This window comes from Gordonia sp. OPL2 (genome assembly GCF_003797825.1).
GTDB lineage: Bacteria > Actinomycetota > Actinomycetes > Mycobacteriales > Mycobacteriaceae > Gordonia.
Window position 1 is genome coordinate 35985 of sequence record NZ_RKME01000011.1, and the last position, 14017, is coordinate 50001.

Below are 14017 nucleotides of genomic sequence, written 5' to 3' on the forward strand. Positions count from 1 at the left end.
ACGGGCTACGAGGTCGTGAAACCACGAGCACAGCTCACGGGCGGACACTGCAGGCGCGGTGATCTCGACACGACGCCTCGCTTCGCTTGGTGCCTACTCGATCATCGGTAGGTCGGATCGGATCTGCACCACGCTGATTGACGAGCGCCCGATCCTGGCATATGTTCCTGAACTGATATCAGTTTTGTGAGCTGGATCATTCCGGAGAGGGAACGAATGAGGACGATCAGTATCAGGTACGTCGGAGGCGTCGTGGCCGCGGTCGCGGCCGTCGGTCTGGCCACGATGGGGGCAGGTGGTGCGGTAGCGGCTCCGCTGCCCAATGGCTACAAGAACGCCACGGGTATCGACAATGAGTCGCTGCAGACCTGGCGTACCGGTGAGTCGGCGCTGCCGGCTCCGTCGGTCGCGAACAACGGTGCGGGCCGGGCCGCAGTGCTCTCGGGTACTTATCGGGCCAAGGCCAGCGCCGGGGTCAACGGCAACGTCGCGGTCAAGGTCCTCATCGGCTGCCAGGTCGATATCACCGGGCTGGAGGGCGGCATCTCCGGCAGCATCACCCAGGCACTGAGCCCGTCGCTGTCGGGTTCGTTGACCATCCCGCTGAACCCGGGTCAGGTCAAGGTCGTCGACGTGACCGACAAGGACATCAAAGACGGCGGTGTGGCCGCGATCCAGCTCGATCAGTTCGGCATCAACGTCGAGAGCTGCGGCGGCTATGCCTCGGCACGCACCATCGTCAAGACCGTGGGCGCCAAGGGCTACAACACCGACGACGGCAGCGTCAACGGTGAGGGCACCTACCTGCAGTCGACCCTGTACGGCAAACCGTTCAGCCTCAACTAGACCCGCACTGTCTCACCATCAAGAATTCTCTGCCGCAGGCAGACTCACATTCCAGAAGGACATTCATGAAGACGATCGATACTCGTGTGGCCGCCGGCCTGGGTCTGGCCGGTGCCGTGGTGGTGGGGCTGAGCAGCCTCGGCGCCGGTGGCGCCGCTGCCCGGCGGTTACCTGTCCACGACCCTCGTCGACGGCACCCCGGTGACCGTCCGTCTTTTCGACGAACACGTCAACGTCCAGAAGGCCGTCACCAACGTCGCCACCAGCCGTGAGGCGTGGCTGTCGGGCAAGGTCAAGGTCACCGTCGGCGGCAAGGCCACCGGCGGCACCATCAATGGTGGCTATCTCGTCGGCTGTCAGGTGAACTTCGGAGCGGGTGCCAACGGCGGTGTGGGAGTGACGGTGTCCCCCGACGGCAGTGGTGGCGCGAGCGCCGCCCCATCGGGCAACGCCGGTGGCGGTTTCACGCTCGGACCGGGCCAGTCCACCTATGTGCCGGTCATCAACACCACCTCCGGCGACAGCACCGCGTACAAGTACTACACGGTCAACGGGTACAAGTTCTCCGGAGCCACGGGAGGCGTCGCCTACAGTCAGGAGAAGTTCGGCCTCGACGGCTGCGCCGGCTACGCCTCGGCCAAGGCCAAGATCAAGGTGACCGTCAACACCGACACCGTCAAGGGCGTCATCACCCTCTACGGAAAACCTTTCAGCCTCGGGTAGATCGCCCGCTCACTCCGAGGGTGCGACGCGAAGGACGCCGATCAGTTTCTGATCGGCGTCCTTTGTCTGGGCGGGGCGAAACCGGCCACCACCGCCGAAAGCGCCACGGCCGTACCGACCATCGCGAAGCCGATGGTGTATCCCGTACCGGACGGCTCGCCGTCTGTGGTGGAACCGAGAGTCACCAGGCCGGCCATGAGGGCTGCGCCGACCGCCCCGCCGACGAGTCGGATGTTGACGTTCACGCCTGACACGGCGCCCGTCATCTCCTGCGGCACCGCCTCGAGAACCAGGTTGGAGACGGCGGAGAATGCCAGCCCGAGGCCGACTCCGACCACCGTGCACCACAGCGCCACCGTGCCTGCTGTGTTGTGTGCTGCGGCGATCCCGAAGTATCCGCCGGAGGCGATGCCCGACCCGGTGATGAGAAGGCCGCGCGCACCGAAGCGTGCTGTCAGGCGACCGGCGCCGAGACCCAGAAGGAACATCCCGGCCGAGATCGGCAGGATGATGACTCCTGACGCTGTCACCGACGTGTCCAGCCCGATCCCTTCGGCCGCCGGTCCTTGCAGGAATTGTGGGAGAGCGGTGAACGCCGCAAACATCCCGACGCCGAGCAGGAAGGAGGACAGGTGCGCCGTCCAGACGGCCGGTGCACGCATGACCCGGAGGTCGATCAGGGGTGCGGTCGATCGGGTCTCGATCGCGGACCAGGTGACGGCCAGCAGAACGGCGACGCCGACGAGGGTCCACACCCTCCATGACAGCCAGCCGACCGAGGGCGCTTGGGTGATGGCGAGCAGGAGGCAGAGCAGCCACCCGGCAAGGAAAGTCGCCGCCGCCCAGTTGATTCCTCCGCCGTGGGTTCTGGGTTCGTCGGGAGCTATGACCCAGGCGGCCAGTGCGGCCGAGGCAGATATCGCGATCAACGGAATCCAGAACACCCACCGGACGCCGAGCGAGGCCTCGATGGGCCCGGCCAGCACAATCCCCGCGCCGAAACCGACCGCGAGCAAAGCTGCCAGGAAGCCGATCGCCCCGGCGACCTTGTGTGCGGGGAACTCGTCGCGAATGATCCCGAAGGATGCCGGTAGTAGACCACCGGACAGACCTTGGATGACGCGAGCGGCGATCATCAGTGCGAGGGTGTCGGCGACAGCGGCCATGGCTGTTCCGAACCCCAGGACCACGAGCGATGCCACGAACATGCGTTTGCGGCCGAGGAGATCGCCGCAGCTGCCGGCGATCGGCGTGAACACCGACGCCGACAAGAGGAAGGATGTCAGGACCCAGGTGACACCGACGGTCGAGGTGTCGAGTTCGGTCTGGAGGGCCGGGAGAACGGGGATCACCACGGACTGCAGCAGGGCCATCGCGGCCGCGCTCGTCATGAGGACCAGGAAGGTGACGCGGTGGTCCCGGCCGGGACGTCCTGACTTCTCCAGCACTCTCGGAAGCTCCTCACGCCGGGCCCGATGTTGTTGACGTCACACTCCGGCAGGCCTACAGTAGCAAACTGATATCAGTTCAACTTGTCCCGAGGCATTGACTCATCGGGCTCAGGCGCAAGGACGTGGCATATGTTCCCTACCGAGTACGACAGCTTCTACATCAACGGCGAGCGTCAGCCCGCATCCACGGATGCGCGGATCACGGTGATCTCGCCCAGCACGGAGAAGCCGGTCGGGTACGTGCCAGACGCTTCGCGCGAGGACATCGACGCCGCGGTCGCAGCCGCACGGGCAGCCTTCGATGGTTGGCGTGCACTCACCGCGCACGAGCGCGCAGAACACATCGAACGCCTTGCCGCCGCACTGATGTCGCGTGCCGAGGAGATGGCAGAACTGATCACCAGTGAGCAGGGTGGCACACATTTCCTGTCAACCGTCTATCAGTCGATCTCAGGCACGATGAGCTTCAACTACAACGCCGAGGTCGCCAAGAACTACCAGTTCGAGGAGATCCGGGTCAGTGATCTCAGCGAGTACGCCGGTAGTGGAGGGGGCAGCATCATCCCGATGGCGGGCAAGAGCCTCGTCGTCAAGGAACCGATCGGTGTTGTCGCCATTCTTCCCGCTTTCAACTTCGCGGTCCCGGCCATCGGTCAGAAGGTGGGACCCGCGTTGGCCGCCGGATGCACTGTGGTGCTCAAGGTTCCGGAGCAGAATCCGCTGGGCTCGTTCGCGGTCGGGCAGGTGGCCGAGGAGATCGGCTTTCCTGCAGGCGTTCTCAACATCGTCTCGGCGACTGCGGAGTCCTCTCAGTACCTCGTGTCGCATCCTGGCGTCGACATGGTCAGCTTCACCGGCTCCACGAACGTTGGTCGTGCCATTGCCTCGGCGTGCGCCGAGCTGGTTCGGCCGGTGGTGCTCGAGCTCGGCGGGAAGTCGGCAGCGATCATCCTCGACGACGCCGATCCGGCCGATGTCGTGCCGACGCTCACCGGGGCCAGCATCGGCACCAACTCGGGGCAGAGTTGCGTGTGCCCGTCGCGCTTCCTGGTCCCTGCCTCGCGCTACGAGGAGTACGCCGAGCTCTTCGCCTCAGCATTCGAGTCGCTCCAGGTCGGCGATCCGTGGGATGAGGGAACAGTGGTGGGGCCCCTCATCAGTGAGGCACACCGCGAACGTGTCGAGCGGCATATCGCGCGGGCAAAGGAGCAGGGCGCCACGATCCGTTCGGGCGGCGACCGGCCCGAGGAGCCGGCGCAGGGCTGGTACGTGCGGCCCACCTTGATCACCGACGTCACGAACGACATGGACATCGCTCAGGAAGAGGTCTTCGGACCGGTTGTGGCGATGATCTCCTACGACGACGAGGCCGACGCGATCAGCATCGCCAACGACAGCAAGTACGGGCTCTCGGGATCGGTGTACACCAAGGACGTGATGAAGGGTTTCGACATCGCGCGGCGCATCGAATCGGGCACCTTCTCGATCAACACGCTCGCGGCTGATCTCGGGTCGCCATTCGGCGGATTCAAGCAGTCGGGCCTGGGACGTGAACACGGCCCCACCGCGATCGAGGAGTTCCTGCAGACCAAGACGATCTCGATCGATCCCACCGGCGAGTTGCCTGCCGAACTCGTCGAGGGTCGTGCTGTGGGAACGGGTCCGGGCACCCGGCACTGAGCCGAGACGTCACTCCGTTATCGCATGCGTCATCGACGCAACCTGCAACGCACAGGGAGATCGATTGTCTGACAAATCATTCGATGTGCTCGTGATCGGCGCCGGGATGGCTGGATGTACGGTGGCCGCGAGAGCTGCTGCTGCCGGACTCGAGGTGTGCATGGTCGATGTCTCCGACGATGTCGGCGGCTCGGCCCGTTATGCGGGCTACGTGTGGACCATGCCCGATCACGACGCCATGACCGAGCAGAATCCGGGCGGCGACGAGACTCTGCGGCGCACTCTCGTCGACGGGTTCGCCGACGGGGTCGAGTGGCTGCGCTCGGTCGGCGCCGACGTCGGTCCGTCCCAGCCGATCCTCAGTTATGGGCAGGGGCACCGGTTCGACACCAATCACTTCGTCGACCTGTGTCGGAAGATCGTCACCGGTGCCGGCGGGCAGGTACTTCTCGGCACCGAACCCGAGGACCTGATCGTCGACGACGGCGTGGTCCAAGGGGTGGTCGTCCGTACTCGTGGGCAATCGGCACGTGAGATACATTCGACTGCAACGGTTCTCGCGACCGGAGGATTCCAGGCGGATGCGGAGCATCGGGCCCGTCATCTCCACCCCAATGCCCGCGACGTCGAATTGCGGTCGAATCCCAACAGCCGCGGCGGAGGACATCGACTCGCTGCGCAGGCAGGTGCGGCCTTCGGCAAGACCGGCGCGGGATTCTACGGTCACCTGATCCCGAGCGAGATCGCGCTGACTGATGCCGACTTCGTCGAGCTGGCACTGTATTACAGTGAGCATGCGCTGCTCTTCAACCTCCAGAACAAGAGGTTCACAGACGAGTCGCTCGCCGATCACCTCACCACGATGGAGTTGCTCGAACAGCCGCAGGCGCGCGGCCTGTTGATCGGCGACGCACGTGTGTACCGGGATTGGATGACCACCGCCTATGTCGAAGGAGCCGTCGCGCCCGACAAGTTCGCGGCAGCGAGCAAGCGTGGTGGCCGGACCGGTATGGCCGACTCACTGGAGGAGCTCGCTTATCTCCCGGAGGAGTGGGGATACGACGGGGCAGCGATCGCGGCCGAGATCGACGCATACAACACCGTCGTCAGGTCCGGTGGCGCGGTACCTGACCGCCGGCGGGACCGGCTCCCGCTCGATGAGCCGCCGTACTACGTGATCGAGACCGTACCGGCGGTCACCTTCCCCTTCTACGGGATTCGCATCGACGAGCACGCCCGGGTACTCGATGACACGGGCCAACCGATCCTCGGGCTGCTCGCGGCCGGGTCGGACACCGGCGGTGTGTGGTACCGCTCCTATGGCGGTGGCTTGGCGACGGCACTTGTCTTCGGGCTCGCAGCGGCGGCGACGGCGATTGCCGCCCATTCCTCCTGACGTCAGTCCCGCGATTCAGCGGGGACCGTCGTCGAGCGACGGTCCCTGATCATCTTTCTCACTGGTGAGGGACCATCACCGCACGACCGATCAGGTCGCCCCGGTGCAGCCGCCGGTAGGCCTCGGGGACGTCGTCGAGGCCTACCGGGACGGTCTCGGCATCGAGGTGCCCGTCGCGCGCCAGGGCCACCACGGCGGCCAGATCCTCCCGTGTACCCCAGAACGGCGCGTTCACCTGCCAACCCGAGGTCAGTCCGATGTCCTTGCCGACGGTCAGTCGTCCACCCGCGGTGCCGACGATGACGATCCGGCCGCCTGGCCCGAGCGTCCCGGTGGCCGGTTCGACCGTTGCAGGTGCCCCTGCGAAGTCGACGACGAGGTCCGCACCGCCGAGGCCGAGGATCTCGTCCAGCGCATCATCGACTGAGGCATGAGCCGAGGCAGCACCCAACGTGATCGCCAGCGCCCGAGCGGATTCTCGTTGATCGATCGCGATGATCGTGCCCGCACCGAGTGCGCGCAGGATCTGCACGGCCATGTGGCCGAGCCCACCGATGCCGATCACCATCACCACCGCTGATCCGTCGATGAGATCTCTGTTGGTGCGGAGGGCGTGATATGCGGTCAGGCCGGCGTCGGCAAGTGGAGCCGCCAGCATCGGATCGAGATCGCCGGTGGCGACGAGGACAGACTCCGACGGGACGAGCATCCGCTCGGCGAGCCCGCCCGGATAACCGAGCCCGTTGCCGATGCGCGGGAGCCGGCCGTCGGGTTGCCGGTTGAGTCGGAGGCAGTAGTTCTGGCGGCCGCGGTGGCAGTTTCGACAGTAGCCGCAGGACCAGATCCCGTGGACGACAACGGACTGCCCGATCCACACCGGGTCTGCGTCCGGTCCGACGCCGGCGACGGTTCCTGCGACCTCGTGGCCAAGGGTCTGCGGTAGAGGGTAGTCGAAGACCCCGTCGGCGGTGTTCATCACGTGGATGTCGGACAGACACAGACCGGCGGCGGTGACATCGAGAAGCAGCTCGGCTCCAGTGGGTAGGGGATCGTCGATGTCACGGACGACTGGCGCCTGCCCCCAGTCGGTGAGTTGGACTGCACGCACAGGTCAAGGCCTCTCGTCAGTATCGATTGAGGTTTCAGGTGTGTCCAGGCGGACAAGCGTTTTCCCAGTGTTCTCGCCGTTGAGCATCGCGACCATGGCGGCGGGAGCGGCGTCGAGGCCGTGGAAGACTCTCTCGTCGAAGCGGATCCGCCCACTGCGCAGGTACCCGCCGATCTCGCGTTGCATGTCGGGCATCAGGTGGTTGAACGAGCCGGCGCGGAACCCATCCATACGCAGACCTTTGGCCACGAACTGGAAGAGGTTGGCCGGCCCGGGAGCAGGTGCGGTCAGGTCGTAACCGGAGATGGCCCCGCACATCGCGATCCGGCCTCCCGGCCGCATGTTGCCCAGTGCGGCCGCGAGATGGTCGCCGCCGACGTTGTCGAAGTAGGCGGTGATCCCGTCGGGCGCCGCGTGCGCGACCGCTCGGGTGATGGACTCGCAGTGATAGTCGAATGCGGAGTCGAGTCCGAGTTCGACGGACAGGTACCGGACCTTGGTGGGACTCCCCGCCGAACCGATGACTCTGGCGCCGCGGGCCTTGGCCAGTTGAGCGGCAAGACTGCCGACCGCGCCTGCCGCTGCCGAGACCCAGACGATGTCGTCGGGACTGACGCCGAGAACACCGACGATCCCGGCGTACGCAGTCAGTCCGGAACTGCCCAGCGGACCGAGGAACCATTGCTCGGGGAGTTCGCCGGGGTCGATCGCCGTCAGCCCGCCGTATCCGCCCAGCGTCGAACCCTCGGCGGCGACCACGGCGTGTTCGCGATATCCGTGCATGTGGGACACCAGTTGTCCGACAGGATGTTCGGGATCGGCCGACTCGATGACCGTTCCGATCGCCAGCCCGCTCAGGGGTTCACCGACCGGGAACGGCGGCAGATATCCATCGGGTGTCTCGGCATTGAGACGGATTCGGATAGAGGGATCGATGGAGAGCCATCGGTTGCGCACGAGAACGTCGCCGCGGGCGAGAGGTGGGAGTTCGACCTCGACTATGGTGAGGTCTTCAGTGCGCAGCGGACCGTCGGGTCTGGTCGCCAGGCAGAGGGTGTTGCTGATCACCGGTGGCACCTCCGTGTTTATCGGTACTCGCAGTTATGTCGCTAGTGCGTGAAACGATCCACGCCGTCGGCGGTTTCGACCGTCAACTGCCCCTGGGCGACAAGGACGTCGAGGTGCGCCATCGTCTCGCAAACGGCGATCAGTTGGTTGAACGTGTCGAGTCCGGCGAACGGGCGCTCGCGACGTGTCCACCGCAATGTCTGCGCCACCAGGTTGCCGGGCACGGGTTCGCCTATGTCAGAGAGGATCTCGAGGATCTCGTCGAAGCGTCGCGCGTGATGGTGAAGGAGGGCCTGGGCGCGCTCGCCGACCAGTCCTCCGACCGCGCCGTGGGCCGGCGCGATCACGTGTTCGGTATCGGAGGTCATCAACTCGAGGGACGCCAGGAACTTGGCGAGAGGCAGTTCCCAGTCGCCGAGTTCGAAGCCGATCGACGGGGTGATGGTCGGCAGGATGTGGTCACCGGTAAAGGACAGATGATTGTCGTGGTCATGAAAGACCATGTGACCTTTGGTGTGTCCAGGCGTGTGCACGGCCTCGATCTCGCGTCCGGGTAGATCCAGCATTCCCGGCGAGAGCCAACTGTCGGGCTTCTCCCAGTCACCGACGTCGAAGGGCTCTTCGACCGTCAGCCGGTGGACGGTCTCGGCGAGGCCGGGGGCGCCTGCCCGCCTGACCTGATCGAGCGATGACTCCGGCACGTTGCTGTTGATGCGCGCGATCTCATCGAGTCCGGGTGCCTCGGCGAGTCCCATGTGGATGCGGCATCCATGACGGCGACGGAGCTCGACGGCGAAGGTGTAGTGATCGCGGTGGATATGGGTGACGACGATGTCGTGGATGTCGTCGGGCCTCCGGCCGATTCGGGCCAGGGCGGCCGCGAACTCGGCGTATGTGTTCGGTCGATGCCAACCACCGTCGATGAGTGCGATACCCGAATTGGTCTCGAGAACATACACATTGACGGCGCGCAGCCCGTCCTGGGGGAGTTCGAGGGGAATCCGGTGGACTCCGTCGACGACGGGGTGGCAACCCGGTTCCAGCCACTGCGGGGTCACGACGACCACGGCGCGATCACGACGTCGGTGCGGTCAGCGGCACCATCGTCTTCTCGTCGCCGTACCAGATCATGCGGCGTCCGCGCATCGAGCCGACATGCTTGACCGCCTCTCCCCATTCGGGGCTGCGCAGCGCAGCGTCGAGCGCCTCCCGAGATTCGAAGCTCAGCACGGACAAGCCATCCCAGCCCGACGACTTCTCGTCGGGCGAGTCGACGATCTCAGTGTGCTGCCATCGAAGCAGACCGGGAAGTGGGTAGGTCACCTCGGCATGTTCGCCGCGCCACCAGTCGATGAACTCCTCGTGCGTCCAGTCGCTCGGGCGTGCGGCAAGCACCATGAGGTTGAACATTGAAGTCTCCTTCGTAAGTCAGACGGACTGGGCGGCGAGCCGCCCGGCGAGCGCGATGGCATCGGGCCGGGACAGTTTCCCAACCCTGTTCTGGGGGAGGTCCTCGACCGCGAAGACGTACTCCGGCCACTTGAACTTCGGGAATCCCGAGCGGTCGAGCTGTGCGGTGACCGAAGCCAGCGTCATCTCCGCATCACCCGCGACAACCAGGGCAGCGGCGCGCTCACCGAGCATGTCGTCGGGCACCGGGACCACGCAGACCTGAACCACTCCCGGGATGTTGGCTATCGCGCTCTCGACCTCGTTGATGTCGATGTTGCGCCCACCCCGGATGATGATCTGCTTCTGTCGTCCCATCACCGTGATGTATCCGTCGGTGCCGATCTCGACCAGGTCGCCGGTGGGGAGGAATCCGTCCGCGGTCAGCTCCGGTGGTACCGGGCGTCCGTTGCGGGCGTAACCGACGAACAGCGAGGGTCCGCGGACCTGGGCATCCCCGATCTGGCCCGACGGCAGCGATGCACCGCCCGCGTCCACGGCCCGGACGACTGTGCCCGGGAACGGCTTTCCGTCCCGACCGAGTCTGAGATCCGGTGGGTCGGTGGGCGACGGAGTGGTGTGGCCCAGGCACTCCGACATTCCGAATACCCGCAGGAACGTGGTGCCGAGTGTCTCCTCGGCCTGTCGCAACGCGCGGACGTTCATGGGGCCTCCGCCGACGGTCATGGCACGCAAAGACGTCAGGGGACTCTCGGCGCCGTCGGCGATCGAGAGCTGCAAGGCCATCGTCGGCACCAGCATCGTCCATGCGACCGACTGCTCGCGCAGGGCCGCGAGGGCGGCCGAGGGGGTCCAGCGGTCGATGCAGATCATCGCGCCGCCGAGATATGCGGGTAGGTACATTCCGAAGCAGAAGGCAGCGACCGATGAAAGCGGAACGAAGGCACCGATGGCATCACCTGGTCGCAGGCCCACTGCATCGATGGTGCATTGAGCCGCGTAACGGATGGCATTCTCTGATTGCACAACGCATTTGGGGCGTCCGGTGGAACCGGACGTCATCGCGATGGCAGATCCGTCGGCCCATCGCCGGATGTCGCCGACATCGGTGGTCGCCAGAATCGTCCGCGACGTGTCGGCATCGAGTCTGTGAGTGAATCGGCCGTCGGCGGCACCCCAGTGGTCGAGCACGTCGTCGGTGGCGATCACGACATCCGGTGCGATGTCCTCCACCGCGAGATCGAACTCGGCCGCGGTCGCATGCGGGCTGAGAACCGCGACCAGGCCCCCGCGTAGACCGACGGCGACGGCGCTGGCCAACGTGTGCCAGGTGTTGTCCGCCTGGATGACCACCGTTGGTGCCGACTCACTGTGCCGTGCGAGTGCTGCCGCGATCGCCTGTGCGGCGTCGACCACGGTGGCCACGGTATGCGTACCGAGCTGGTCGATCACCGCGACGTGTTCGGGAGTGCTTGCCGCGCGGGCGACCAGCTCCGATGCCAGTGTCTTCATCTCACCTCACTCACAGATCTCTCCAATTTATCGCGCTCATCGAGCTGTCCAACCTCCGTCGACGACCAGCGTCTGGCCCGTGACGTAGGAGGCGGCGTCGGAGGCGAGGAACAGTACTGCGCCGTCGACCTCGCCTTCACGGCCACCGCGCCCGAGCATCGTGTTGCGCCGAACCCAGCCCGCCGATTTGTCGTTGCTGAACAGCCCGTCGGTCATCTCGGTGTCGAACCATCCGGGGACCACCGAGTTGACGCGAACTCCGCGTCGGCCCCACTGTCCGGCGAGTTCGCGGGTCATGCCGAGAGTGCCCGCTTTGGACGCGGCGTACGACGCCCCACCTATCGGGGCGGTGGACACGAGGCCGATGACCGACGCGATATTGATGATCGAGGCCGGAGCATCGTCGGGCAGTCGACCCACGAGGTAGGTCGAGAGGTGAAATCCGGCCAGCAGATTCAGTTCCAGCAGTGCGGCGAAGCCCTCGGGTGTCTCCTGTTCGGCGTTCGGCGGACCCGGCATGCCGGCATTGTTGACCAGGATGTCGACGCGGTCCCGACCGTCGAAGGCGCGGTCGATGAGGGCGCGTCGGTCGGCGTCGTCGGTGACGTCGCAGCGCACGGGAATCACCGTGGGGTACTTGTCCGCGAGGTCCTGTAGCCGATCGAGTCGACGCGCCGCTGCGAAGACCGTGGCCCCCGCGTCGGCGAGGGTGGCGGCAAATCCCATGCCCAAACCGGACGAGGCGCCGGTGACGACGGCGGCCTTGCCGTTCAGGCCGAACATCTCGGCGAGAGAACTCCCGCTGCTGGTAGTCGTCATGCTCGCATCCTCAGTACACCGCGGTCCGGCCGCCGTCGACCGGAATCAGTGCGCCGGTGGTGTAACCGGCGGCATCGCTCGCGAGGTGGGCGACCAGGCCGGCGATCTCCTCCGGTCGTCCAAGGCGCCCGGCGGGCAGCCGGTTGGTGACCAGTCCGATGAACTCCTCATCCCAGTTCTCGGCCATGTCGGTGGCGAAACTGCCGGGCATCACACAGTTCACGCGTACGGTGGGCGCGTATTCCTGAGCGAACGCCTGGGTGAGTGCGTTCAGCCCGTTCTTGGCCGCGGCATACATCGCCTCGGCCGGACTCGGCCGTACGGCGCCGATGCTCGAGATGTTGATGATCGAGCCGCCGCCGGCGGTGCGCATCCTGTCCCCGGCCACCGCCATCAGCCGGAAGGGCCCTTTGACGTTGACCTCGATGGTCTTGTCCCACAGCGATTCCGATACCGACATCAGATTCTCGGCGAGGGGTGCGATACCGGCGTTGTTGACCAGGATGTCGAGGCTGCCGTGGCGGTCGATGATGCCGTCGACGGCCGGTTCGAGCTCATCCCAGCGTCCGACGTGCAGGGCGAGCGGGAACGCCTCACCGGGCACATCGGCCAGCGCGTCAACGGCTTCGGTGCAGGCTTCGAGTTTGCGGCTGGCGACGATCACGGTCGCGCCGGCCTGCTTGAGTCCACGCGCGATGGCCAGTCCCAGCCCGCGGCTGGCGCCGGTGACGAGCGCGACCTTGCCGTTCAGTTCGGTGCTCATGAGTACTTCTTCACCTCCAGCCGCGCGATGGTGCGCAGGTGAACCTCGCTCGGTCCGTCGGCGATCTGAAGCGCGCGGGTGATGGCATGCAGGCGCGCGAGGATGGTGTCGTTGCTGACGCCGGCCGCGCCGAAGGTCTGGACGGCGCGGTCGACGACCTGATGGGCGACCTCCATCGCGGAGACCTTGATCGCGGCCACCTCGGAGCGGGCCGCGGCGTTGCCCTGGGTGTCCATCAACCACGACGAGTAGAGCACCAGGAGCCGGATCTGGTCGATCTCGATGCGGCTGCGGGCGATCCACTCCCGGACGACCCCGCGTCGTGCGAGCGGTTCACCAAAGGCGACGCGCTCCTGCGCGCGGCGACACATCATCTCGAGGGCGCGCTCGGCCATCCCGACCGCGCGCATCGCGTAATGCATGCGTCCCGGCCCGAGGCGCCCCTGGGCGATGGCGAATCCGTCGCCCTCGGCCCCCAGCATGTTCTCCACGGGCACACGGACATCGGTGAACTGCACCTCACCGTGTCCGAGGCGATCGGTGAACCCGAACATCGGCAGGTCGCGGATCACCTCGACGCCCGGTGCGTCGGCGGGCACGAGGATCATGCTCTGCTGCCGGTAGGTAGGACCGTCCGGATCGGATTTGCCCATGAAGATGATCAGCTTGCAGTCGGGATCGAGGATGCCGGAGGTGTACCACTTGCGGCCATTGAGCACGTAATGGTCACCGTCGCGGGTGATCGTCGAGGTGATGTTGGTGGCGTCCGACGACGCGACGTCGGGTTCGGTCATCGCAAACGCCGACCGAATGCTGCAGTCCAGCAGGGGTTTGAGCCACTGCTGCTTCTGCGCCTCCGTGCCGTACATGGCCAGGATCTCCATGTTTCCCGTGTCCGGTGCCGAACAGTTGATCGCCTCGTTGCCGATGATCGACCGGCCGACGATTCCCGCGAGCGGCGCATACTCCAGATTCGTCAATCCCGCGCCGAGACCATCGTGTGTCATGAACAGATTCCACAGGCCGAGTTCTCGCGCCTTGTTCTGCAGGTCACGCATCACCTGTGGCTGCTCGTGTGGGTTGTCGTTCGCGGCGATCTGCTCGTCGTAGATGCGCTCGGCGGGGTAGACGTGCTCGGACATGAACGCCTCGAGTTGCTCCGCGAGGTCGCGGGTGTGCTCGGAGTAGGAGAAGTCCACGATGAGTCTCCTTGTGCTGTTGAGGTTTCGGGTGCGGGCTGG

The 14017-nt window shown here is 65.8% G+C and carries 12 protein-coding genes and 1 pseudogene; 4 read left to right on the forward strand and 9 right to left on the reverse strand.

Features of this window, described 5'->3' with window-relative positions; genetic code table 11:
• The first annotated feature begins 216 nt into the window (after nt 1–216).
• Both EEB19_RS12850 and EEB19_RS12855 read left to right on the forward strand, forming a co-directional pair.
• Nucleotides 217–846 (forward strand): MspA family porin, encoded by a 630-nt coding sequence (locus tag EEB19_RS12850; protein ID WP_187586822.1) that lies wholly within the window; start codon nt 217–219, stop codon nt 844–846.
• Nucleotides 847–911: 65 nt separating this feature from the next.
• Nucleotides 912–1569, forward strand: a pseudogene (locus tag EEB19_RS12855) (MspA family porin).
• Nucleotides 1570–1610: 41 nt separating this feature from the next.
• Here the strand turns inward: EEB19_RS12855 and EEB19_RS12860 are convergent.
• Nucleotides 1611–3017, reverse strand: coding sequence for an MFS transporter (locus EEB19_RS12860; RefSeq protein WP_187586824.1), 1407 nt, complete (start codon nt 3015–3017; stop codon nt 1611–1613).
• A 132-nt stretch (nt 3018–3149) separates the two neighbouring features.
• On the opposite strand from EEB19_RS12860, the gene EEB19_RS12865 reads away from it, so the two are divergent.
• The gene (locus EEB19_RS12865; RefSeq protein ID WP_187586826.1) at nt 3150–4700 is read left to right on the forward strand and encodes an aldehyde dehydrogenase; all 1551 of its coding nucleotides are present in this window, start codon (nt 3150–3152) and stop codon (nt 4698–4700) included.
• Between the two features lie 64 nt (nt 4701–4764).
• Complete coding sequence (locus EEB19_RS12870; RefSeq protein WP_187586828.1) at nt 4765–6096, forward strand: FAD-dependent oxidoreductase; 1332 nt, start codon at nt 4765–4767, stop codon at nt 6094–6096.
• Nucleotides 6097–6154: 58 nt separating this feature from the next.
• Here the strand turns inward: EEB19_RS12870 and EEB19_RS12875 are convergent, their stop codons facing one another.
• From EEB19_RS12875 to EEB19_RS12910, 8 genes are read right to left on the reverse strand one after another with little or no spacing between them, the layout of a single operon-like run.
• On the reverse strand, nt 6155–7204 hold the full coding sequence (locus EEB19_RS12875) for an NAD(P)-dependent alcohol dehydrogenase (protein WP_187586830.1): 1050 nt from the start codon (nt 7202–7204) through the stop codon (nt 6155–6157).
• 3 nt (nt 7205–7207) lie between these two features.
• A complete protein-coding gene (locus tag EEB19_RS12880; RefSeq protein WP_187586832.1) occupies nt 7208–8272 on the reverse strand; it encodes an NADP-dependent oxidoreductase in 1065 nt (354 codons plus the stop codon).
• A 41-nt stretch (nt 8273–8313) separates the two neighbouring features.
• Nucleotides 8314–9330, reverse strand: a complete 1017-nt coding sequence (locus EEB19_RS12885) for an MBL fold metallo-hydrolase (RefSeq protein WP_262365643.1) — start codon at nt 9328–9330, stop codon at nt 8314–8316.
• A gap of 16 nt (nt 9331–9346) precedes the next feature.
• Entirely contained in the window at nt 9347–9682 is a 336-nt protein-coding gene (locus EEB19_RS12890; RefSeq protein ID WP_187586834.1) for an EthD domain-containing protein, read from the reverse strand.
• Between the two features lie 18 nt (nt 9683–9700).
• Nucleotides 9701–11194 carry a class I adenylate-forming enzyme family protein gene (locus EEB19_RS12895; protein WP_187586836.1) on the reverse strand — a complete coding sequence of 498 codons (1494 nt, stop codon included), beginning with the start codon at nt 11192–11194 and terminating at the stop codon, nt 9701–9703.
• 36 nt (nt 11195–11230) lie between these two features.
• Nucleotides 11231–12013, reverse strand: a complete 783-nt coding sequence (locus EEB19_RS12900) for an SDR family NAD(P)-dependent oxidoreductase (protein ID WP_187586838.1) — start codon at nt 12011–12013, stop codon at nt 11231–11233.
• 10 nt (nt 12014–12023) lie between these two features.
• Nucleotides 12024–12776, reverse strand: a complete 753-nt coding sequence (locus tag EEB19_RS12905) for an SDR family NAD(P)-dependent oxidoreductase (RefSeq protein WP_187586840.1) — start codon at nt 12774–12776, stop codon at nt 12024–12026.
• Nucleotides 12773–13975 carry an acyl-CoA dehydrogenase family protein gene (locus EEB19_RS12910; protein WP_187586842.1) on the reverse strand — a complete coding sequence of 401 codons (1203 nt, stop codon included), beginning with the start codon at nt 13973–13975 and terminating at the stop codon, nt 12773–12775. Before EEB19_RS12910 ends, EEB19_RS12905 begins: the two co-directional genes overlap by 4 nt.
• Nucleotides 13976–14017: the final 42 nt, after the last annotated feature.

What these genes read in the sequence shown, in the direction of transcription:
- EEB19_RS12850 (WP_187586822.1), top strand. Translation starts at nt 217, where the DNA reads ATGAGGACGATCAGTATCAGGTACGTCGGAGGCGTCGTGGCCGCGGTC.
- EEB19_RS12865 (WP_187586826.1), top strand. Translation starts at nt 3,150, where the DNA reads ATGTTCCCTACCGAGTACGACAGCTTCTACATCAACGGCGAGCGTCAG.
- EEB19_RS12890 (WP_187586834.1), bottom strand. Translation starts at nt 9,682, where the DNA reads ATGTTCAACCTCATGGTGCTTGCCGCACGCCCGAGCGACTGGACGCAC.
- EEB19_RS12895 (WP_187586836.1), bottom strand. Translation starts at nt 11,194, where the DNA reads ATGAAGACACTGGCATCGGAGCTGGTCGCCCGCGCGGCAAGCACTCCC.
- EEB19_RS12900 (WP_187586838.1), bottom strand. Translation starts at nt 12,013, where the DNA reads ATGACGACTACCAGCAGCGGGAGTTCTCTCGCCGAGATGTTCGGCCTG.
- EEB19_RS12905 (WP_187586840.1), bottom strand. Translation starts at nt 12,776, where the DNA reads ATGAGCACCGAACTGAACGGCAAGGTCGCGCTCGTCACCGGCGCCAGC.